At 32.1% G+C, this 24,137-nt stretch carries 17 protein-coding genes and 1 pseudogene; 7 read left to right on the forward strand and 11 right to left on the reverse strand.

Annotation, left to right across the window (positions count from 1 at the left end):
• Window positions 1–66: 66 nt before the first annotated feature.
• From xylE to LQ679_RS06510, 5 genes and pseudogenes are all read right to left on the reverse strand, one after another.
• A complete protein-coding gene (gene xylE, locus LQ679_RS06490; protein ID WP_025907542.1) occupies window positions 67–1,521 on the reverse strand; it encodes a D-xylose transporter XylE in 1,455 nt (484 codons plus the stop codon).
• Window positions 1,522–1,541: 20 nt separating this feature from the next.
• Window positions 1,542–3,032 (reverse strand): xylulokinase, encoded by a 1,491-nt coding sequence (gene xylB / locus LQ679_RS06495; protein WP_204183622.1) that lies wholly within the window; start codon window positions 3,030–3,032, stop codon window positions 1,542–1,544.
• Window positions 3,033–3,037: 5 nt separating this feature from the next.
• Complete coding sequence (gene xylA, locus LQ679_RS06500) at window positions 3,038–4,360, reverse strand: xylose isomerase (protein ID WP_025907538.1); 1,323 nt, start codon at window positions 4,358–4,360, stop codon at window positions 3,038–3,040.
• A gap of 157 nt (window positions 4,361–4,517) precedes the next feature.
• On the reverse strand, window positions 4,518–5,666 hold the full coding sequence (locus LQ679_RS06505) for an ROK family transcriptional regulator (protein WP_275589902.1): 1,149 nt from the start codon (window positions 5,664–5,666) through the stop codon (window positions 4,518–4,520).
• A 522-nt stretch (window positions 5,667–6,188) separates the two neighbouring features.
• Window positions 6,189–8,014, reverse strand: a pseudogene (locus LQ679_RS06510) (APC family permease).
• A 290-nt stretch (window positions 8,015–8,304) separates the two neighbouring features.
• On the opposite strand from LQ679_RS06510, the gene mecA1 reads away from it, so the two are divergent.
• Window positions 8,305–10,305, forward strand: a complete 2,001-nt coding sequence (mecA1, locus tag LQ679_RS06515) for a PBP2a family beta-lactam-resistant peptidoglycan transpeptidase MecA1 (RefSeq protein ID WP_204187718.1) — start codon at window positions 8,305–8,307, stop codon at window positions 10,303–10,305.
• 48 nt (window positions 10,306–10,353) lie between these two features.
• On the opposite strand, the gene LQ679_RS06520 is transcribed toward mecA1, so the two are convergent.
• On the reverse strand, window positions 10,354–10,539 hold the full coding sequence (locus LQ679_RS06520; RefSeq protein ID WP_025907530.1) for a hypothetical protein: 186 nt from the start codon (window positions 10,537–10,539) through the stop codon (window positions 10,354–10,356).
• Window positions 10,540–10,734: 195 nt separating this feature from the next.
• On the opposite strand from LQ679_RS06520, the gene LQ679_RS06525 reads away from it, so the two are divergent.
• From LQ679_RS06525 to uhpT, 3 genes are all read left to right on the forward strand, one after another.
• Entirely contained in the window at window positions 10,735–11,172 is a 438-nt protein-coding gene (locus tag LQ679_RS06525) for a MarR family transcriptional regulator (RefSeq protein WP_239762288.1), read from the forward strand.
• Window positions 11,173–11,192: 20 nt separating this feature from the next.
• Window positions 11,193–12,536: a dihydrolipoyl dehydrogenase family protein gene (locus tag LQ679_RS06530; protein ID WP_126476575.1), complete on the forward strand. Its 1,344-nt coding sequence runs from the start codon at window positions 11,193–11,195 to the stop codon at window positions 12,534–12,536.
• A 167-nt stretch (window positions 12,537–12,703) separates the two neighbouring features.
• Window positions 12,704–14,083: a hexose-6-phosphate:phosphate antiporter gene (uhpT, locus tag LQ679_RS06535; protein WP_037589170.1), complete on the forward strand. Its 1,380-nt coding sequence runs from the start codon at window positions 12,704–12,706 to the stop codon at window positions 14,081–14,083.
• A gap of 34 nt (window positions 14,084–14,117) precedes the next feature.
• On the opposite strand, the gene LQ679_RS06540 is transcribed toward uhpT, so the two are convergent.
• From LQ679_RS06540 to LQ679_RS06555, 4 genes are all read right to left on the reverse strand, one after another.
• Complete coding sequence (locus LQ679_RS06540) at window positions 14,118–14,852, reverse strand: response regulator transcription factor (protein ID WP_239762289.1); 735 nt, start codon at window positions 14,850–14,852, stop codon at window positions 14,118–14,120.
• Window positions 14,853–14,857: 5 nt separating this feature from the next.
• Window positions 14,858–16,399: a sensor histidine kinase gene (locus LQ679_RS06545; RefSeq protein WP_239762290.1), complete on the reverse strand. Its 1,542-nt coding sequence runs from the start codon at window positions 16,397–16,399 to the stop codon at window positions 14,858–14,860.
• Window positions 16,396–17,349: an extracellular solute-binding protein gene (locus LQ679_RS06550; RefSeq protein WP_126476578.1), complete on the reverse strand. Its 954-nt coding sequence runs from the start codon at window positions 17,347–17,349 to the stop codon at window positions 16,396–16,398. Before LQ679_RS06550 ends, LQ679_RS06545 begins: the two co-directional genes overlap by 4 nt.
• Window positions 17,350–17,511: 162 nt before the next feature.
• The gene (locus tag LQ679_RS06555) at window positions 17,512–18,255 is read right to left on the reverse strand and encodes a glycerophosphoryl diester phosphodiesterase (RefSeq protein WP_126476579.1); all 744 of its coding nucleotides are present in this window, start codon (window positions 18,253–18,255) and stop codon (window positions 17,512–17,514) included.
• Window positions 18,256–18,417: 162 nt separating this feature from the next.
• Between LQ679_RS06555 and LQ679_RS06560 the strand changes: the two genes are divergently transcribed.
• A complete protein-coding gene (locus LQ679_RS06560; RefSeq protein ID WP_126476580.1) occupies window positions 18,418–19,815 on the forward strand; it encodes an MFS transporter in 1,398 nt (465 codons plus the stop codon).
• Between the two features lie 557 nt (window positions 19,816–20,372).
• On the opposite strand, the gene LQ679_RS06565 is transcribed toward LQ679_RS06560, so the two are convergent.
• Window positions 20,373–21,542, reverse strand: coding sequence for a hydroxymethylglutaryl-CoA synthase (locus LQ679_RS06565; protein WP_196307698.1), 1,170 nt, complete (start codon window positions 21,540–21,542; stop codon window positions 20,373–20,375).
• A gap of 102 nt (window positions 21,543–21,644) precedes the next feature.
• Between LQ679_RS06565 and LQ679_RS06570 the strand changes: the two genes are divergently transcribed.
• Together LQ679_RS06570 and LQ679_RS06575 are read left to right on the forward strand one after the other, a co-directional pair.
• Window positions 21,645–22,802: a thiolase family protein gene (locus tag LQ679_RS06570; RefSeq protein WP_239762291.1), complete on the forward strand. Its 1,158-nt coding sequence runs from the start codon at window positions 21,645–21,647 to the stop codon at window positions 22,800–22,802.
• Window positions 22,802–24,079, forward strand: a complete 1,278-nt coding sequence (locus LQ679_RS06575; RefSeq protein ID WP_206166601.1) for a hydroxymethylglutaryl-CoA reductase, degradative — start codon at window positions 22,802–22,804, stop codon at window positions 24,077–24,079. Before LQ679_RS06570 ends, LQ679_RS06575 begins: the two co-directional genes overlap by 1 nt.
• Window positions 24,080–24,137: the final 58 nt, after the last annotated feature.

Below are 24,137 nucleotides of genomic sequence, written 5' to 3' on the forward strand. Positions count from 1 at the left end.
TCTCAAAAACCACTAAAGTAAATGATTTTTCAATCAGAACTTTAGTGGTTTTTATAATCTACATGTTTAATTTCTTTCTTGTAGAGATTCTGTAAAAACTTTAGACTCGCTATTATCTGCTTTTGTTTTTCTATCCTTTTGCCAAATAGATTCTAGTTCTTCTAATGTCTTACCTTTAGTTTCAGGAATGAATTTCCAAACAAATATACCAGATAATATACTCATTGCTGCATAAAATCCATATGTCATTGTGCCACTAATATCCATTAAGAATGGATATGTAGAAGTAATCGTAAAGTTCGCTAACCATTGCACTGCTACCGCTATTGCCATTGCTCCACTTCTAATTCTATTAGGGAATATTTCAGATAATAACACCCAAATAATTGGACCCCAACTCATCATAAATGAAGCTGTATAAATAACCATAAATAGCAATGTGATAATACCAAATATACCACTGGCTGTTAAGACACTCATGCCAATCATACCAATTGCCATTCCTATTGAACCTATAATAAGTAACGGTTTACGACCAAATTTATCGACATATTTTATTGCTACTAAAGTAAATATTACATTAACTAATCCCATAACAACTGTTTGCATCATTGATGCATCACTACCAACACCTAAATTTTCAAATATTCTAGGTGCATAGTATAGTGCTACATTAATTCCAATAAACTGTTGGAAAATAGAGAGTAAAATCCCTGTAAAAATAACAGTTTTACCGAAACTAAATAATGGTGCTTTCAATTCATTATTTTTACTTTTTGTAGCTAATATATCATTCAGTACATTTTTAGCATGCTGTTTGGATGTATATATTTTGCTTAAAACTGAAAATGCTTCTTTATCTTTATTAGCTAAAATTAAATACCTTGGTGTTTCTGGTACTAAAAATAATAAAATGAAAAATACTATAGCTGGAATTGCTTCGGTAATAAACATATATCTCCAACCAATAATATCAATCCAATTTTGTGTTCTACCAAATGTAATACCGTAATTTACAAAATATACAACTAACATACCGAATATAATTGCAAACTGATTCCAAGATACTAGCCTACCTCGAATTGATGAAGGTGATATTTCACTAATATACATTGGTGATATTGCTGATGCTAATCCAACACCTATTCCACCTATAATACGATATAAATTAAACATAACAAGTAATCCAAGAGAAGCCTCACCACGATTAAAGAATAGAAACTCCGGATAACCAGATAAAATTGCAGAAACTATAAATAAAATTGCAGCTATTTGTAAAGATTTCTTTCTTCCAAAGTTTTTCGAAACATTAGAAGAAAGTAATCCTCCTATAATACAGCCGATTAAGGCACTAGAAACTGTTATACCATGAATGAAACTCCCATAATCTGCTGTAATGTATTTTTGTAATGATTGTTCTGCACCAGAAATTACTGCTGTGTCATAACCAAATAATAATCCACCAAGCGTTGCTATTAAAGCAATCTTAAAGATAAACTTCTTATTATCATAACTACTCATTACCCCATCTCCCTGATATGTTATTTAAATTGAGTTAAATCTTTTGTTATTGGCTGAGTGGCAGTGTATACATTTTTATAAATGTTAAATAACGTTTGATAAGAATTTATATGTTCAGTAATTGGTACTATTTTTTCTTTATACTCAATCCAAGCATCATTTAGATCTTTAAATGATTTAAACCATTTTTCTCCCATAGCTGCTAACATAGCGGCACCATAAGCTGGTCCTTGCTCTTCAGTACGTGTAACAATCGTTACGCCGAAGACATCTGCTTGAATTTGTAACCATTCTTTATTTTTAGCACCACCACCAATTGATACAATTTCTTGAATAGCGATGTTATTATTTTTCATAATCTCTATACTTTCATTAATAGAATAAGTTATTCCTTCAATAACAGACCGCTTCATATCTAATTGAGTTGTATTAGCGTCTAATCCTATAAAGCTACCTCTTACGACTGCATCATTATATGGCGTACGTTCTCCCAATAAATATGGTGTATATAATAATCCATTTGCACCAATTTTAGACTGAGAAAAATCTTCTAGAAATACACTAAAATCATCCGACTTATTTATTAAATTTTTAAGCCATGACAAACTGTATCCAGCTGATAGGGTGACACCCATTACATATTTTTGATTAGGAACACAATGAGCAAAATAATGCATGCTACCATCATTTTGATAATTCGTATCATTCTCTATAGATAAGGCCACACCTGAAGTTCCAATACTTACAAGCTGTTTTGATTCATCTGTAATACCTGAACCAAGCGCACCACAAGCATTATCAGCTCCACCTTGATAGACATTAATATCCACACTAATATTCAACTGATCTTTCAGTTTATCGACTAATACACCACTTTTTTCATGTGATCCAATCACTTTTGGACAAATATTTGGATTGATTCGTAAAGTGTTGAGTAATTCTTCAGACCATTCTTCCGATTTTATGTTATACAATATAGTCCCAGAAGCATCTGATGGTTCAGTATATATATTTCCAGTCAATTTATAGACAACATAGTCTTTTGGTAACATAAATTTAAAAATTTTATTGTAGTTTTCAGGTTCATGATTTTTCAACCAGATTAACTTTGGTAGTGTGAATCCTTCAAGTACTGTATTTTGAGTGTAATTAAGTAATTGCTTTAATCCTACAGCATTTTTAATGTTTTCTACTTCTTGTGAAGTACGCGTATCATTCCATAGAATTGCTGGTCTTATACTTTCTCCTTTTTCATCAACTACTACTAAACCGTGCATCTGACCTGAAAAACTGATACCTGAAATCGATTGTTCTCCATACTTATTTAATAAATATTTTAAACTTTCAATTGTCGCTTCATACCAAATATTAGGGTCCATCTCGCTATAACCTGACTTAGGATGATTTGTTTCATAGTTAACACTATATGAATCAGCAACTAATCCTTCTTTATTGACAAGAACTGACTTCAATCCACTCGTACCGATATCGATGCCAATTACATATTCCATAATTATCAATCTCCATTGTTAATATTTAAAATATATTGATTAATTTGAGTCTTAATCACTTCTAGATGATCTGATTCATTTTCGATTTTATCAATGTTTAAAGCATATTCTTCTAATTCTTTAAATGAAGTTTTACCTTCAACTATTTGTTTACCGATTCCCTCATTAAATGATTGATACTTATCATTTATAATATTTTCAAAGAAATTATCTTCAATCATTTTGTGAGCAACTCTAAGACCTAATGCAAATGTATCCATACCCGCAATATGCGTAAGGATTAAATCTTCTTGTTTAAATGATGTTCTTCTTGGTTTAGCGTCAAAGTTTAATCCACCAGGGTTTAATCCACCATTTTTCAATATTTCATACATCGCTAAAGTCGTATCGTAAACGTCAGTTGGAAATTCATCCGTATCCCATCCTAATAACGGATGCCCTTGGTTTGCATCAACTGAACCTAATAATTGATTATCACGCGCATATCTTAATTCATGTTGAAATGTATGGCCAGCTAATGTTGCATGATTTGCTTCAATATTAAATTTAAATATTTTATCTAAACCATATTTTTGTAAAAAGGCATGTCCTGTAGCAACATCAGTATCATATTGATGAGAAGTTGGTTCTTTTGGTTTAGGTTCTATTAGAAATTGTCCTTCGTAGCCTATTTCATTAGCATAGTCCTTCGCCATTTTAAAGAAATTAGCTAAATTGTCTAACTCTAATTTCATATCAGTATTTAGTAAACTTTCATAACCTTCACGGCCGCCCCAGAATACAAAGTTTTCTGCACCAAGCTTTTTAGCAATTTCTAATGATTTTTTCACTTTGGCTGCCGCGTATGCATATACTTCAGCATTAGAAGTAGTAGCTGCACCATGTACAAAACGTTCATGTGTAAAGTTATTAGTCGTATTCCATAATAATTTTTTACCCGTACTTTTCATTTTTTCTTGAATTAAATCTACAATTATATCTAAATTTTCATTAGATTCTTTTAAATTCTTACCTTCTGGCGCAATATCTACATCATGGAAACAGAAATATTCAATATTTAATTTTTCCATAAACTCAAAAATTGCTTCAACTCGAGCTTTAGCTTTCCCCATCTCATCCAGATTATCCCAATCACGTTCAGCTGCACCAACACCAAATGGATCCGATAGGTCAGCAGTAAAAGTATGCCAGTATGCAACACTAAATCTTAAATGCTCTGCCATAGTCTTATTACCTAATTTTTCATCTGGATTATAGTATTTGAAACTATAAATATTATTTGATTTAGAACCTTCGTATTTTATATTGTCAACGTTAAAGTATGTCATGGAAATCCTCCTAGATTTTAGTTGGTTAGTTTAATAAACAAACTAACTTTAGAGATAATATAGCACACTTATCGTAATATGTAAACGCTTACTATATAAATATCATAAAAAAAACGCACTAGAAGCTTATCTAGTACGGTTTATGTGGATATATTATTTATAATCTGATATTTAAGTATAAGTCATCAATTTTTAATATTTTTTGCATTATTGATAAAGTACCACCTAATAAAGTAGCGAATTGCACATTTGATGTTAACTGAATTTGAACATCATTACGATCATATCGTTTAAACTCATTCTTAATTTCTTCCAAAATTGTAGGCATTTCATTAAATAATGGACAATTTATATAAATCGCACTGGGGTTAAATTGAATATTTAAATTATGTATGAGAACTGCAATTTTACTAATAAATTGTTTCATTTCTTCAATTACAATTGGATTCTTGTCATTATAATACTTTATTAGCACTTTCAAAGTTATACGCTCGTTCATCTGCATGCTAATATTCTGTAAAAGGGCTTCTTGTGAAAATATATCCTCAACTTTGTGAAAAGTTTCTATATTATCAACCATTTTCGACATGAGTGTTTTGCCTATTTCTCCTGCTTCTCCATTTTCCCCTCTATATAATTGGTCATTAATGATAAGGCCAGCACCTATCCCTTTATGTATACTTAAAGAAATAAGATTTTTGTGGGCATTATTACGATTAAAATTATGTTCATATAATGCTGATAAATTTGCTTCATTCTCGATTACAACTGGAGCATTTGCAAATTTTTTGATTTCTTCAGAGAGACATATATCTTCTGTATCATGAAATGGTAAATAAGTAATATTTTGTTCGTTATCTACAACACCATGAATAGAGACTGATACTCCTAATAAACCATTTAAAGTTTCATATTTATTACTGATATCAATATTTTCTTTCAAAACTTTTAATATACTACTAGCTTTATCATCTGGTAACTCATATGATTGATGTTTTATTATATTTCCATCAAAATAATTATACATAATATCAACTGAACTATAAGTTAGATCTAAAGAAACAAAATAGCCATAAAGATGGTTTACTTTAAGAAGAATAGGCTTTCTTCCCCCACTTTTTGTACTATCCCCTTCTCCAACTTCACGAACTAAAGATTTTATTTTTAATTTATTCAAAATACTAGAAATAGTTGCCTTATTAATTTCAAGGTTTTTGGATATTTGAGTACGTGAAATATTATGATGATTATATATTTCTCTTAGCACTCTTTTTTCATTATCATTAATGTTTAAAATATTTTCCATATTTGCATACCCCATAAGTTATTTTGAATTGTTATTATTTATATTGTCATTTATACCAATTATTTTAACACAAATTAGAAAATGTCAAATCACTTGTAAATGCTCATTCAAATATTAGAATGTCCAATTCATATGTTTTCTCAACTCTTTTTCTCTTTAATCTTCTTTTTTTCCAAACTGTTTAAAACTCTTCACATTCCCTAAATGATGGATTTTTGTGCATATTTGTATGTTGTTTTTTAACTCATTGGCAGTTATGTATGATTTTTGGCTTTATAGGGAGTTTTTAACATAAATGGGTTAAGTTTATTTATACTTAATGTATCTTAAAAGGAAAGAGGTTTTGCAAATGGATATCGCTGGTGTTATTACAAGCATTATTGATTTAATCAAGACTTGCATTCAAACTTTCGGTTAATTTCAGTTTTATTGCATTAAAAAGGCAGAGGAAATATTCAATCTTTTGATTGTTTCCTCTGCTTTTTTTAAATATATAGTTGTAAAATACAAACGATTTTCAGTTTAATGTTTTAATTTGTATGGTATCGTTGATATGACGATATTCTTTCTATAGAATAAATGCACTTTTAACATAAAGCTTGTTTGATTGTGTAATAAATTATGCCATCTTCTATTTGTAATAAATTGCGGTATGATAACAGTTATTAAATAATCTTCTGCTGTTGCTTTATGATTAATTTTATCTATAAAACGCGTGATAGGTTTAATGACGTCTCTGTACTCTGAATGCAATACGACAAGTCGTATATCTGGGTACAATGACTTCCATTTCGCTTGTAATTTCTTCTCATTTGTTTCACCTACTGCTACGTGTACAACGATGATGTCGTCAGATGTTAATTTTGCATATGCGATAGATTTATCTACTGCATTTGTGATACCGCTTATTGGAATAATGGCTAAGTTCTTACTTTTTGTTGTAGTGCTTTTGTGTGATTCTGAAACGTGTAATTCTTTCGCGATATTTATATAGTGTTTATGAATTCGAACAAACATCAATACGACGATCGGTAAAAAGATTAAGATTGGCCACACGTGTGGCATTTTTGTTATGAGTAAAATCATAAATATTGTAAATGTTATAACAGTACCTAATGTATTGATTGCTAATTTCTTTTTCCAATGTTTCGGTTTTTCTTTGATCCATTTTATCATCATACCGAGTTGTGCTAACGTAAACGGAATGAACACCCCACTGCATATAGTGGAACAAAGTTTTCAGTTTTGCCGTTAAAGCCTATTATTAAAAATATTGCTAAAACACCTAATATAATAATAGAGTTCGAATAACCTAATCTATCACCACGAACTGTAAACATATGTGGCATGTACTTATCTTTATCCATATTTGCTGCGAGTAGTGGAAATGCTGTAAATCCAGTATTAGCCGCTAATATCAGAATGAGTACTGTTGCACCTTGAATAAAGTAGAATATCACATTTTCTCCAAAGACTTGTTTCGCAAGTTGAGATAATACAGTCGTTTCTCTTTGTGGCATAATGCCATAGAAATAAGTTAAATAGACCATACCTACAAGCATAAACCCTAAAATACTTCCCATTGCGATTAAAGTCTTAACAGCATTTTTGGGTGCGGGATCTTTGAAACTTTTAACTGAGTTCGATATCGCTTCAACACCTGTTAAAGATGATGCACCAGATGAAAATGCTTTTAGTAATAGAAAGAACGTTACACCCGGTACTGAGCTACCGACAACGGATATTGTTTGTGGTTCAGCTTGGCCAGTTGCTACTTTCCATACACCAACAACAATCAGCATAATCAAACCAAATATAAATAAATATACGGGATACGACAACACCGTTGCAGATTCTGTTAAACCTCTTAAGTTCAAAATTAAAATCAATACGACTAAAATACATGCTATTAAAATTCGTTTTTCATATAAAGATGGAAATGCGGCTACAAATGCATCAGTACCTGATGAAATACTAACAGCGACTGTTAATATATAGTCTACAAGTAACGACCCACCTGCTAGTAGCGACCATTTTTCTCCTAAGTTATGTTTTGAAACGGTATAAGCACCACCACCATGAGGATAAGCGTAAATAACTTGTCTATATGACAGCACTAATGTGATTAACAGTATCAAAATAAATGCCGTAATCGGTAGTGTATACCAAGCTGCTATAGCACCTAACACTGAGAGCACAATTAAAATCTGCTCTGGTCCGTATGCTACAGAGGACAATGCATCTGATGAAAGTATGGCTAACGCTTTTGTATTACTAATCTTTTCATTTTGTAACTCTTTGTTTTTCTTTGGTTTACCTATTAGTAATCTTTTAGCTTGAGAAAATATCATATCTAATCTCCTAATCATATTTAATAAATTGAATAAAACGTTAACGATTGATGACATCAAAAGCATATATATATTTATACGCTCATCAAATTTAAAAGTATATATAAGCAACCATCTTTCGAGTGTATTATTTCTCTTTATCAATAAAATAACTCTTAATTAAAGTGTATATTACTCCATTAATAAACTTTCATAATAAGGGTAAATTGATTATTTATGTTATATTTGTATTCACAACTTGAATAACTGAAACACTCATTCTTAGTCCTAATTCTGGGAGGATTCTTATGAAAAAATTAATCATCGCCATCGTGATTGTAATCATCGCTGTTGGTTCAGGCGTATTCTTTTATGCATCTAAAGATAAGAAAATAAACGAAACAATAGATGCCATTGAAGATAAAAACGTTAAGCAAGTCTTTAAAAATAGTACTTACCAATCTAAAAACGATAATGGTGAAGTAGAAATGACAGACCGCCCTATTAAGATTTATGACAGTCTCGGCGTCAAAGATATCAACATTAAAGATCGTGATATCAAAAAGGTTTCGAAAAACAAAAAGCAAGTCACAGCAAAGTATGAACTGCAAACGAATTACGGCGAAATTAATCGTGACGTTAAATTAAACTTTATTAAAGAAGATAAAGATTGGAAATTGGATTGGAATCAAAGTGTCATTATTCCAGGCATGAAGAAAAATCAATCCATCAATATTGAACCATTGAAATCAGAACGTGGTAAGATTTTAGACCGAAACAATGTAGAGTTAGCCACTACAGGAACAGCACATGAAGTTGGTATTGTTCCTAATAATGTTTCCACAAGTGATTACAAAGCAATCGCTGAAAAGTTAGACCTTTCAGAATCGTATATTAAACAACAAACAGAACAGGATTGGGTTAAAGATGATACATTCGTCCCTCTCAAGACTGTTCAAGATATGAATCAAGATTTAAAGAATTTTGTTGAAAAGTATCATCTCACATCACAGGAAACAGAAAGTCGAGAGTATCCGTTTGAAGAAGCAACAACGCACTTACTTGGATACGTTGGCCCTATTAATTCAGAAGAATTGAAGCAAAAAGCATTTAAAGGTTATAAAAAGGATGCCATCGTTGGTAAAAAAGGTATCGAAAAACTATACGATAAAGAACTTCAAAATAAAGACGGATACCGTGTCACAATTATTGATGATCAAAATAAAGTGATAGATACATTAATCGAGAAAAAGAAAAAAGACGGTAAAGATATTAAATTAACCATTGATGCTAGAGTCCAAAAAAGTATTTATAACAACATGAAAGATGACTACGGTTCGGGGACTGCTATTCATCCACAAACTGGTGAACTCTTAGCACTTGTCAGCACGCCATCTTATGATGTTTATCCATTTATGAATGGAATGAACGATGAAGATTATAAGAAATTAACTGAAGATGATAAAGAGCCACTCCTTAATAAGTTCCAAATTACGACATCACCGGGTTCGACTCAAAAAATATTAACAGCCATGATTGGCTTAAAAAATAAGACATTAGACGGCAAAACAAGTTATAAAATTAATGGAAAAGGTTGGCAAAAAGATAAATCTTGGGGTGACTACAACGTTACAAGATATGAGGTCGTGAATGGCGATATTGACTTAAAACAAGCTATTGAATCATCAGATAATATCTTCTTTGCGAGAGTTGCACTTGAATTAGGCAGCAAAAAATTCGAAGAAGGAATGAAACGCCTTGGTGTTGGTGAAGATATCCCGAGTGATTATCCATTCTACAATGCACAAATTTCAAATAAGAACTTAGATAATGAAATATTGTTAGCTGACTCAGGTTATGGCCAAGGTGAAATATTAATCAATCCTGTTCAAATTCTTTCAATATACAGCGCATTAGAGAACAAAGGTAATGTGAATGCACCACATGTACTGAAAGATACGAAAAATAAAGTCTGGAAGAAGAACATCATTTCCCAGGAAAATATTAAGTTGTTAACAGACGGTATGCAACAAGTCGTTAACAAAACACATAGAGAAGATATTTATAGATCATATGCCAACTTAGTTGGTAAATCAGGTACAGCTGAACTCAAGATGAAACAAGGTGAGACAGGACAACAAATAGGTTGGTTCATTTCATATGATAAAAATAATCCAAATATGATGATGGCTATTAATGTGAAAGATGTACAAGATAAAGGCATGGCAAGTTACAATGCCAAAATATCTGGAAAAGTGTATGACGATTTATATGATAACGGTAAGAAAACGTATCGTATTGATAAATAAACAAACAGAGCAGCATCCGCGATTGGATGCTGCTCTGTTTTTATGTCTTTAAAAAATATTCATAACAATTCTAGAAATATATAGCAACGCAATGATTAAACTGCATAGAAATACCATGCTCATATATTTTTTCTTTTTAGGCTTTGCTGCTTCAATTTCGTCTTTATTCTCTAGATATTCTAGCAATTCTTTCTCTATTTCCTCGTTAATATCTTTGTCATGATTTTCACTCACAACCATCCCTCCACGACTACATGTTCATCTTTAAATTTATATTATTACAATTTCTGTAAAAGGACAATCTTTACTTTGTATTAATTACAAGTTATCAATTCTAGTACCTTTTTCAATTTGTGAGCACCACATTTGATTAATCGCGCACGATAATTTAATATATAATCAATCGCACACGATAGAAAGGAGTATTTTATGGATTACAATATGAAACTAGCCAATCAAGTTTGTTTCTCAGCATATAATGTAAGTCGATTATTTGCCCAATTTTATGAAAAAGAGCTTAAGTCATTTGGTTTAACTTACTCACAATATTTAGTCTTACTTTCATTATGGGAGGAAAATCCTCAAACATTACATTCAATTGGTCATAAATTGGACCTTTCAAGCAACACGCTTACCCCACTACTTAAAAGATTAGAACAATCAGGATGGGTTACTCGACAAAAATCAGACCAAGACAAAAGACAATTAATTGTTTCATTAACTCAAAAAGGAAAAGAACAAAAACAACCTATTTATGATGCCATCTCTAAATGTATATCAGAAGAAATGGATTTAGAATTATACAAACAAACGAAAGACATTATGGATCAATTAGAAACAACTTTAAGAAAGCAATTAAATAAATAATATATAAAGGATGATAAACTATGAAAAAATTTGATGTTGTATTTATAGGTAGTGGCCATGCTGCATGGCATGCTGCGTTAACGTTAAAACATGCTGGCAAATCTGTAGCAATTATAGAAAAAGACACGATAGCTGGTACATGTACGAATTATGGCTGTAATGCCAAAATCTTACTTGAAGGACCTTATGAAGTTCTAGAAGAAGCTAGTCACTATCCTCAAATTATTGAATCTGATCAATTACATGTAAACTGGGAGAACTTGATGCAATATAAGAAAGCTGTCATTAATCCCCTTTCTAATACGCTTAAATCTATGTTTGAACAACAAGGTATTGAAGTAATCATGGGTGCCGGTAAATTAGTAGATGCTCATACAATTGATGTTGAAGGCACACCTATTCAAGCAGAGAACATCGTTATTGCCACAGGTCAACATAGTAATAAATTAGATATAGAAGGTAGTGCATTAACACATGATAGTCGTGACTTTTTATCTTTAGATAAAATGCCAAATAACATCACATTTATTGGTGCCGGTATCATTAGCATCGAATTCGCTTCAATCGCAATTAAATCTGGCGCTGAGGTTCACGTCATCCACCATACAGACAAACCATTAGAAGGCTTTAATGAAAAACATATCGCTAAATTAATTCATAAATTAGAAGCAGAAGGCGTACAATTCCATTTCAATGAAAATGTTCAATCAGTCCAACAAGCTGGCAACAGTTACAACGTTACAACAGAATCTGGACTTAGCATTGACACTGAATATGTACTAGACGCAACAGGTCGTAAACCAAATGTACAAAATATAGGATTAGACGAATTAGGCATTGAATATAGTGAAAAAGGTATTCGAGTTGATGATCATTTAAGAACAAACATACACAACATATATGCAAGCGGAGATGTATTAGATAAAACAATTCCTAAATTAACACCAACAGCAACATTTGAATCTAACTACATCGCGTCTCACATATTGGGCATCAATCCAAACCCTATTCAATATCCAGCAATACCATCAGTACTATACTCATTACCAAGACTTTCACAAATCGGTGTTACTGTTAAAGAAGCAGAAGATAACGAAGCATATACAATAAAAGACATACCGTTCGGTAAACAAATGGTATTTGAATATAAAAATGAAATAGAAGCAGAAATGACAATTATATTAAACGCAGACAAACAACTCGTAGGCGCAGAAATCTACGCAGACGACGCAGCAAACTTAATCAACCTACTCACATTTATCGTTAACCAAAAACTAACAGCCAAAGACCTTAATCAACTCATCTTTGCATTCCCAGGCTCATCAAGCGGCGTGCTAGATTTATTAAAAGTAGCAATGATGTAATATTAAAAAACAGAGGTAAGACTACCGTCACTAATACGGAAGACTTACCTCTGTTTTTGTTTTGGAAAATCACTTCACTTTTTTGGATAAAATGACATTTCTTCGTATATAAAGCGCTTACACAAATTGCTAAGATTTTTATATACAAAACTACACGGGGTGATTACATGCAATTTTTTGAAATTAACAAAATTCCTAACAAAGGAATTCCACTTTCAACTCAAAGAAAGTTATGGCTTCGACACTTTATGAAAGCTTTCTTTGTAGTATTCTTTACATATATGGCAATGTATTTAATTAGAAATAACTTTAAAGCTGCTCAGCCATTACTAAAAGAAGAAGTCGGTCTGACTACTTTAGAATTAGGATATATCGGGTTAGCGTTTAGTATTACATATGGGCTTGGTAAATCATTACTTGGCTATTTTATAGATGGTAAGAACACTAAGAAAGTTATTTCATTCTTACTTGTTTTAGCAGCACTTGCTGTTTTAATAATGGGCTTTACGCTTAGTTACTTTGGTTCTATTTTAGGACTATTCATTGTATTATGGGGATTAAACGGTGTGTTCCAATCAGTTGGTGGTCCAGCTAGTTATTCAACAATCTCAAGATGGGCACCACGTTCGAAAAGAGGACGTTACCTTGGATTTTGGAATACTTCACATAATATCGGTGGTGCAATAGCCGGTGGACTTGCTTTATGGGGTGCACATACATTCTTTAATGGTAGTGTTGTTGGTATGTTCATCTTCCCTTCAGTCATTGCTTTAATTATAGGTATTGCTGGTTTATTCATTGGTAAAGACGATCCTGAAGAATTAGGTTGGAATCGTGCTGAAGAAATATGGGAAGAACCAATTGAGCAAGAAAATATTGATTCAGTTCATATGTCAAAATGGGAAATTTTCAAAACTTACATATTAAAAAATCCTGTTATTTGGATTTTATGTATTTCAAACGTATTTGTTTATATAGTACGTATAGGTATAGATAACTGGGCACCTTTATACGTATCTGAGCATTTAGGATTCGGTCAATCTGATGCTATCAATACCATATTCTACTTTGAGATAGGTGCACTTGTTGCGAGTTTATTATGGGGATATGTTTCCGATTTACTAAAAGGACGTCGTGCTGTCGTAGCAGTTGGTTGTATGTTTATCATTACATTTGTAGTTATACTTTATACAAATGCTACAAGTGTTGCTATGGTTAATATCGCTTTATTTGCATTAGGTGCATTAATCTTTGGACCTCAACTATTGATTGGTGTTTCATTAACAGGATTTGTACCAAAACGAGCAATCAGTGTTGCTAACGGTATGACAGGATCATTCGCTTATTTATTCGGTGATTCAATGGCCAAAGTAGGACTAGCTGCTATTGCAGACCCTAAATCAAAAGGATTAAATGTATTTGGATACACACTTAGCGGTTGGACAGATGTCTTTATCGTCTTCTACTTCGCTTTATTCATTGGTATCATTTTATTATGTATCGTTGCATATTATGAAGAAAAGAAAATACGCTCATTAAATATTTAATATAAAAAAGGAATGGATTTTAACCCATTCCTTTTTATTTTTTCATATAATCACTTGGTGATACTTCTAAATATTTTTTGAATTTATAACTAAACACTTTATATTCTGAAAATCCTACCATGTCAGCTACTTCATAATGTTTATAATGGTGTTCTAGTAGATGAAGTGATTTAAATACTCTATATCTATTTAAGTAATCTAATATTGTAATACCTACTTCTTGTTTAAAAATCCTCATAAGATAGCTTTCACTTGCGTCAAATTGACTAAGCATTTCTTTCACTGATTGTTTATCGTGATAGTGTTTACGGATATATTGAATGATTTTATTTACATAATAGTCATCATAATCAATCTCTTTTAAAGGTTTGAACACTTCTATATCTACTTTTTCTTCTTGATCATCATACTTTTCATAAATCTTATTGAGTATTTGTTTTAATTCTTGTTGATTAATAGGTTTTAGCAAATAATCTGTTACTTTATGCTGAATGCCTGCTTTCATATATTCGTAATCGTCATAACTAGATAAAATAATTTTCTCACAAGAAATGTCTTTAATGTTCTCTAGTAATTGTATGCCATTCATCTTAGGCATTCTAATATCAATAATCACAAGTAGTGGATGATTAAGATGAATTAATTCCAGTGCCTCTTCTCCGTCTTTTGCTAACAATACTTCATTGAAATTATAATCAGACCATTGTATAGAAGACTTCAAACCTTCTCTTATAATTCTCTCATCATCACAAATAATAACTGTATGCATAATACTCACCTACCTTTAGGAATTCTTAGAGCAATCATTGTGCCTTTATTTTCAATTGAATAAATTTTTATTTTTGATCTTAAACCATACTTCAATATTAATTTATGATTTAAATGGTTTAATCCTAAATGTGTTGTTTCATAAACAGAAAGATTTAAATTTTCTCGCGTTAATCTTAGTTGTTCTTTTGACATGCCATCTCCATCATCTTTAACAATAATAAGAAGATGATGCGCGTTTTCTCTTATTCGAATATTAATTGTTAAATCATGTTCACGTTCATTATGTTTGATCGCATTTTCTATAAATGGAAATATACACATTTTATCGATTTTCATTTCTTTAATATCAGAAGGTACATCGATTAATAATTTTATATTGTCGTCAAATCTTACATTTTGAATAGAGATATATTTCTTTATATATAGGAGTTCATCTTTAACAAGTACATTATCAGACTTAACTCTTAATGAATATCTCAGCATTTCTGATAATTGTTGCAAAATTTCTTCCGCCTTGTTCGGAGAAGTACTTACAAGATATTGTATCGTTTGCATTGTATTGAATAAAAAATGCGGGTGAAATTGTCTTTCTATTTCTTTAAGTTGAATTTCTCTCAATGATTTTTCTGTATCTTCAATTGAATGAATTAATGCTTCATTGGATTCAAACAAATCATAAACATACTTATTAATTTCTTCTAGTTCACTTGTACGGGATAAAGGTTCATATGTACCTAGTTTTCTTTCTTTTGCGTATTTAATTCGCTTAATAATTGATTCTATATCTCGCGTTTGAACTTGAGAAATTTTACTAGAAGAAATGTAACCAAATATAGTTAAAATGACGAATGTTAACAACATAATTGATAATAATTTAATACCGTCATTCAATATTTCATGTATATCTTTTAATAAAACAATGTGTGCATTTAACTCAGGTATATATTCACTTTTATAAACATAGCCAAATTTAGGTAATGTAACTTTATAGTTTGACGGGATCTTTTCATAATTTGAATACAAGACATTGTCATAACTATCTACTAATAATAAATGTTGATTATTTTTATAATGCAATTGATTCAAATAAGGTTGTTCTTCTATGTATATCGAAAGTTTATAATAACCATTGTTAAACTTTATATTTTGACTCTTTATGCGAAGTAAATTCGATAAATTTTTATCTTCATAATTATTCGTCATTTTTATATCATGATTTTCTAATATATAAATCATAGAAGCATCTTTTATGTGAATCGAGTCATTAATGAGCCGACGTATTTCTGTTTTATCTTGATCATTCTTAGGATTTAAAGATTCAAATTTGTGTTTATCATTCTTAATGGCTTTTGTAACTTTCTGATTTAATGACGTGACAATATCTTTACTTTCAACTATATTATGCTTCAAACTATTTATTTCAAGTATTCTGTATACGCCTAAAAATGTTGCAAATCCTATTAATATAATTAAAAATGCCGGTAGTATAGTAGTGATAAATAAAGATTTTCTAATCATACGTTGATAAGGTTTAGTTGGTATCATTGAATCAACTCCAAAAATTGCTTTCTAGTTAGATGACTAATATCGTCATCCTTAATTACAGGTATTTCACTGAACTTTGCTGCAACTTGCTTATTTTGATTAAAAACATCTTTTCTACCAGACTGAATTTTATACTCATCTGCTATTTTTTGTTGAACTTTTTTACTTTGTAAATAATTAATCAGTTTTTTACTTTTCGGATTAATATTTTCTTTTTTTACAAGTGCGATGCCGTCATGATTCAACATTGTACCTTCACTTGGATAAATCATTTTCAAAGGATAACCTTTATTAATATAAGCTTTAGCATCCGATTCATAACTTAAACCAGCATAATATTTACCTTTCGCAACTTCTTGAATAACTTTAGAAGATTTATCAACTTTATTTGCAGAAGCCATAAAATCTTTTACGTCATCAACATCATGATTGATACTTTCAATAGCTTTCATATGCTGATATCCCGTCGTTGTTTCTAGAGGATTAGAATAGACCACTTTACCTTTCAATTCATCTGCATGTAAGTCTTTATAACCTCTAACTTTAATATTTCCTATTAAGTCTTCGTTCACAACAATCGTAGTTGGCATTAATATGAAATCTGATACATACGGTACTTTTTGTTTTGCATATTTCATATACTTCTGATTTTTCGATTCGTATACTTCAAAATCATCTGGATGTTCAATCATTTCTGACAAAACACCACCAACCACAATATCCCCTAGTTCATCTTCATCTGATTGATGTATTTCCCTTAATAATACTTGTGTTGAACCCTGCTTAAGTTCAACTTTAACATTTTCAGTTTGTTCAAAGTCATTTAATAAAGAACGTATTAATTCTCTAGGATACGGAGAATAAACAGTTATCGTTTCTTGATGATTGTTTAATTTCCCACAGCCAGAAACAATCAATAATAAGCAAACTAAAACAAAAAATTTTTTCATACTTTTTCTCCCGTTTATTGTTTTTCATTTACTACTCTTGAAATTATTTTATCATTTGGAATAAATTATCAATATGTTTTTTTACATATTACAAACAAAAAACACTAGGTTATTCTATTTGAACAACCTAGTGTATAAAAGATTATATTTTTATAGTCTCTCCTACTCAGACAAATGCACCATTTTATCTGCGCTGTCTGTAAATATGCCATCAACGCCCCAGTTTGCTAATTGGTTTGCGCGTGCTGGTTTGTTTACGGTCCAAACGTTTAATTCATAACCCGCTTCTTTGACCATTCTTACTTTTGCTTTTGTGAGTTTGGCATCTTCTGTATTCACTATTTTCGCATTGCAATAGTCTAACAATGTTCTCCAGTCTTCTTTGAATCCTGTCGTATGGAAGATGACGGCTCTTTTATATTCTGGCATGATTTCTTCTGCTAGTTTAACGAGTACAACGTTAAAACTTGATATGAGTACTTCTTGATTTTGATTTAAGTTTGCTAGTTTTTCTTTAACTTGTTTTACCATACTTTTAGATAGGGCCAGTCCATTCGGTCCAGTGACGCCTTTTAATTCTACGTTTAAGTTCATATTATATTCATTCGCTATTTCTATAACATCATCGAATGTTGGTAAGTGTTCATCCTTAAATTTCTCACCATACCATGATCCTGCTGATGCTTCTTTTAATTCTTCATAGTTTAATGCTGTTATTTCCCCGGACATACTTGTTGTACGGTCTAAATAGTCATCATGTATGATGATTAATTGTTCATCTTTTGTAATACCTACATCTAATTCTAGCCAATTTACACCTTCTATTTCTGAAGCCGCTTTAAAAGATGCTATTGTATTTTCTGGAGCTTTACTAGGTAATCCTCTATGTCCATATATTGTTAACATATTACCTCTCCTTGCGTTTTTTATTTTTAATTTGTTAATTTTTTGATTCTTAGGGTATATATTTACAACAAACATCCGTAGAATCAGCATAACTGTATTATCACATTAATGGTCTGTTTATTGCCAACAAAATGTGTAACTTATTTTTAGGAGGGTATGGTTATGGCTAGTGAAACAATTACAATACATACGAAACAGGATATTATCGATTATGTGAACGAACGGAAGACGACAAAGCGTACGTCACTATTATTGATTATCGTATTAGGTACAATATTTTTAGATGCTTATGATTTAACAATATTAGGTACAGCGACTGATCAACTTACGCAAGAATTCAAACTTTCTCCAACTTACTTATCATTTATTATGACAGCAATGCCATTCGGTGCATTATTTGGTGCTGCGATTGGTGGATTTTACGCCGATAAATTAGGTCGTAAATTGATTCTATCTGTCTCACTTATCTCTTTAATCATCGGGGCGATTGGTGCCGCGTTATCACCTGCACCAGCTATTTTATTATGTTTCAGATTATTAATGGGCTTTGCGATTGGCATGGATAGCCCAGTTGCTTTTACATTTATAGCAGAAATCAGTAATAAAAAAGATAAGGGCCGTAACGTCAACTATTGGCAAGTTGTTTGGTATATCGCCGTTGTATCTTCGGCTCTTATCGTTATTTTATTATATTCTCTTGGAACTGGCGCTTGGTTATGGCGTTATTCTGTAGCTCTCGGTGCATTGTTCGCAACGATTATACTCGTATTAAGATTATTTTATTTAAGCGAAAGTCCATCATGGTCAATGAAAAATAAAACCTTAACAGAAGCGAGTAAAGAACTCGAGAAGAACTACAACATCAATGTGAATATCGAGCCCAATAAAGGTGAAAATGAATCATTTAGTAAAACAGAAGTTAAAAATCCTTTACGTACGTTATTTAATAAACGCTATCGAAAAAGAACAATATTAGCGACTTCCATTGCAACATTACAAGGTATGCAGTACTACGCAATCGGGCTGTATATTCCTTTAATCGCAATTTATATTATCGGAGAAAATAAAATCGAATCTCTATCAGGTACTGCACTCATTAATATCGCGGGTATCATTGGTGGTTTAACTGGTGCATTACTCACAACAAAATACGGCGCACGTAAGTTAACAATTGCTGGGTTTAGTATTGTCGGTACAGCCATGATTATTATAGGTTTATTTTATGGACAAACCTATACATGGTTAATCGCGTTAATGGTCGCATTCTTCCTATTTGGACATTCAGGTGGACCAGGAACTCAAGGGAAAGCAATTGCCGCCCTATCATACCCTACAATCCTACGAGGTAAAGGAACAGGCTTTGTAGAATCCGTAAGTAGATTTGGTAGTATGTTTGGTACATTTATTTTCCCAATTATATTAGCTAATTTAGGATTGAATAAGACAATGCTGCTATTAGCATTAGTACCTATAGTTGGACTTATCATTACAACTTATATTAAGTGGGAACCAGTCGGTAAAGATGTCGAATACGAAGATCAATATATAGAAAAAGTTTAATACAAAAAGCAAAAGCCTAGGACGTCTTATCCTAGGCTTTGTTACTTATAAAGTTCAATTTTCGCTATCTTGTGAGTTTACTGCACCTTTAACTCACATCTTTTGCGATCTCGTGAGTTTATTACACCTTTAACTCACATCTTTTACGATCTTGTGAGTTTATTACCTCTTTAACTCACATCTTTTGCGATCTCGTGAGTTTACTACCTCTTTAACTCACATCTTTTGCGATCTCGTGAGTTTATTACTTCTTTAACTCACATCTTTCACGATCTTGTGAGTTTATTACCTCTTTAACTCACATGTTTGGCGATCTCGTGAGTTTATTACACCTTTAACTCACATCTTTCACAATCTTGTGAGTTTATTACCTCTTTAACTCACATGTTCTGCGATCTCGTGAGTTTACTCCACTTTTAACTCACATGTTTGGCGATCTCGTGAGTTTATTACACCTTTAACTCACATCTTTTCAGCAATACAACTCATACTCAAAAAATATACCTAAAAATTTGAAAAGCCTAGGACGTCTTGAGAGATGTCCTAGGCTTCATTCATTATTCTTCTGTTTTATATGTTCTAATGTGATCTGCGATACTGTGTAAGTATACTTTTGAATATGGGTCTTGTCTAAGTTCGCGATCGAAGTCGAATTCTTGGTTATCAAATCTATTAAAGAATGTTTCGTATTCTTCTACAGATAATTGTTCTCTTGATGCAAGCATGTCTAAGTGTTTTTCTTTATCTAGTGCTTTATCATAACCTTCTACGATTGAACCACTAAATATTTCACCTACTGCGCCTGAACCATAACTAAATAGACATACTTTTTGTCCTGCTTGGAATGTATGGTTTTGTAATAAAGAGATTAAACTTAAATACAATGAACCTGTATAAATATTTCCTACGTCTCTATTCCATAATACAGAATCTTGATAAGCATCCATTAATCTGTTTTTAATTGAATCTTCTACGTTTTCGTTTAAAATAGTCTTGAAGGCTTTTTCGCCCATTTTTGTAAATGGAACGTGGAAACAGAATGATTCAAAATCATTTACTTCATGACCTGTACGTTTAGCGTATTCATTCCAAACTGTGTTGAATGATTCAATGTATGCATCTTTAGATAATGCACCATCTACGACAGGATATTTTTCAGATGTTGGTCTCCAGAAATCATATACGTTATTTGTATATGCAACGCTATCGTCATTTAATTCTAAAATTCTAGGATTATGACTTAATAATAAAGCGACTGCTCCTGCACCTTGTGTAGGTTCGCCACCTGAATTTAATCCGTAACGTGCGATATCAGATGCGATTACAAGTACTTTCTTGTTTGGGTTGTTTGATAAGAAATCTTTAGCAAGTTGGATAGCTGCTGTAGCTGAGTAACAAGCTTCTTTCATTTCAATACAACGTGCAAATGGTTGAATATTTAATTGGTTATGAATCTCTATTGATGCTGCTTTAGAGTGATCAACGCCTGATTCAGTCGCTACGATCACCATGTCGATATCTTTTTTATCTTGTTCAGATAAAATATCTTGAGCTGCGTTAATACCCATTGATATAATATCTTGGCTCACTGGATTAACGGCCATTTTATTTTGTCCGATACCAATTTTAAATTTATTTGGATCTACTCCACGAGCATTTGCCAAATCTTCCATACTTACATAAAAACTTGGGATGTAAAAATCTAATTTATCAATACCTATTGCCATAATAATTTCCTCTCAATATGTTATTTTATATATTGAATGATATCAAACTACATTAAATATTGACAATTATTAATAAATAAATTTTTAAGGAGAACATTAAATATGAATAAAGTTGTAATCGTAAGTGCTCAAAGAACACCTGTAGGAAAATTCAGAGGAAGGTTGAGTAACTACTCTGCAGTAGAATTAGGGACTGCTGCTTTAAAATCTGCAATTAATAAAATTCAACTAGATCCTAAAGATATCGAGAATGTTATTTTCGGTAACGTTGTTCAAGCAGGTACGGGACAAAATGCTGCTAGACAAATTGCTGTAAATGCTGGTTTACCATACGAAACACCTGGTATGACAGTAAACGAAGTTTGTGGATCAGGTCTTAAATCTATCATTTTAGGGAAACAACTTATTCAACTTGGCGAAGCAAATGTTGTTGCTGTTGGTGGCGTTGAAAGTATGACGAATACACCAGACCTTATTCTTAAAAAAGGCGACGCACCTGTTAAAAGTTTCATGCATGATGGTTTAACAGACGTCTTTCATAATATGGCGATGGGCTTAACTGCAGAAGCAATTGCAACTAAATATGAAGTTTCGCGTGAAGAACAAGATGCGTTTGCTTTAAATTCACACTTAAAATCTGATAAAGCAACTAAAGCTGGTAAATTCAACGAAGAAATCGTTTCATTAGAAGATGTTAATGGTGAAATAATGACTTCAGATGAATTAATTAGACCAGAAAGTACAATGGAAGACCTTGCAACATTAAAAACTATTTTCAAAGAAGATGGTACAGTGACTGCGGGTAACGCTTCAGCTTTAAGTGACGGTGGTTCTGCTTTAATTTTAATGAGTGAATCATATGCGAAAGAACACGGCTACACAATCTTAGCAACTGTCGGACAACACGCTGAAATCGGCTGTGATCCATTATACATGGGTTACGCACCTTTCTATGCTGTAGAGTCACTATTAAACAAGACTGGAAAGACAATTCAAGATATCGACTTAGTTGAGATGACAGAAGCATTCTCAGCACAAAGTATTCCTGTTAAAAAGAATCTGAACATTCCAGATGAGAAATTTAACATTTATGGTGGCGCGATTGCTTTAGGTCACCCACTAGGCTCAACTGGCTCAAGATTAGTTACAACGTTAGCACATGCCTTAAAACAAGAAGATAAGCAAACAGGTATCGCGACTGCTTGTATCGGTGGTGGCTTAGGCATAGCACTAATGATAGAAAAAGGAGTAGGACTTTAATGAAACCTTTAACGAAAGATTTCAGACACTTATCACGACATGAGAAAATTCAACAATTAAAAGATCATGGTTGGATTAAAGAAGAATCTGAGCAAATATTACTCAATAATTCAGAAATAGATAAAGAACTTTTAGAGAATTTAATCGAAAATGTCATTGGTCAAGGTACCCTACCAGTAGGTGTCTTACCTGAAATTATAGTAGAAGATAAAGCATACGCTGTACCTATGATGGTTGAAGAGCCTTCAGTAGTCGCAGCAGCAAGTTTCGGTTCTAAACTTTTCAACAAATCTGGTGGTCTTAAAGTCATTCAAAGTGACAATATTAAATTAGGTCAAATCGTATTTGATAATGTTACAGATACTGCTCAACTATCTAAAGATATACTAAATTTAGAATCAGATATCCACCAAGTAGCCGATCAAGTTTACCCTTCTATTCTTAAAAGAGGTGGCGGTTACCGTAAAATCGAAACAGATGAATTCCCTGAAGAAGGCATGCTTTCTTTAAAAGTTCATATCGATACACGAGATGCAATGGGTGCTAATATTATCAATACGATTCTTGAAGGTATTGCGCACTATTTAGAAACGCAATTAAGTGATACAAACATACTAATGAGTATCCTTTCAAACTATTCAACAACATCTGTTATTCGCATTGAAGGTAAAATTGCCGTTTCAGATTTGGATAAAGGTGATGTAAGTGGTGCAGAAGTCGCACACCGTATGGAAAGAGCATCTGTATTAGCGCACATCGACCCATATAGAGCAGTCACACATAATAAAGGTGTTATGAATGGTATTAGCTCAGTTGTATTAGCTTCAGGTAATGATACAAGAAGTGTTGAAGCAGGTGCACATGCTTATGCAAGTAAAGACGGACAATATAGAAGTTTAACAACTTGGAAATATGATAGAGATAACCAATTCTTAATAGGTGCTATAGAATTACCATTAACACTTGGCATTATTGGCGGAAGCATAGACCTCTTACCAATATCTAAAGTTACGTTAGACTTGCTAGGCGTTAAAACAGCACAAGAATTAGCACATATTGTAGCAGCAGTCGGACTCGCACAGAACTTTTCAGCATGTCGTGCACTCGTATCAGAAGGTATACAGCAAGGTCATATGAACCTACACTATAAATCATTAGCAATTAAAATCGGTGCAAAAGGTAATGAAATCCAACTTATAACAGAAGCACTTAAAAATATGGATAAACCAAACTTAGAAGCAGCACAAGGATTACTGTATGAGATGAGAAATAACTAGATAATTGGTGAGATTCGGTGGATTTCGGTGGAATTCGGCGCGCTAACGATCTAGTTTC

Source organism: Mammaliicoccus sp. I-M35 (assembly GCF_022386455.1).
Taxonomy (GTDB): domain Bacteria; phylum Bacillota; class Bacilli; order Staphylococcales; family Staphylococcaceae; genus Mammaliicoccus; species Mammaliicoccus sciuri_A.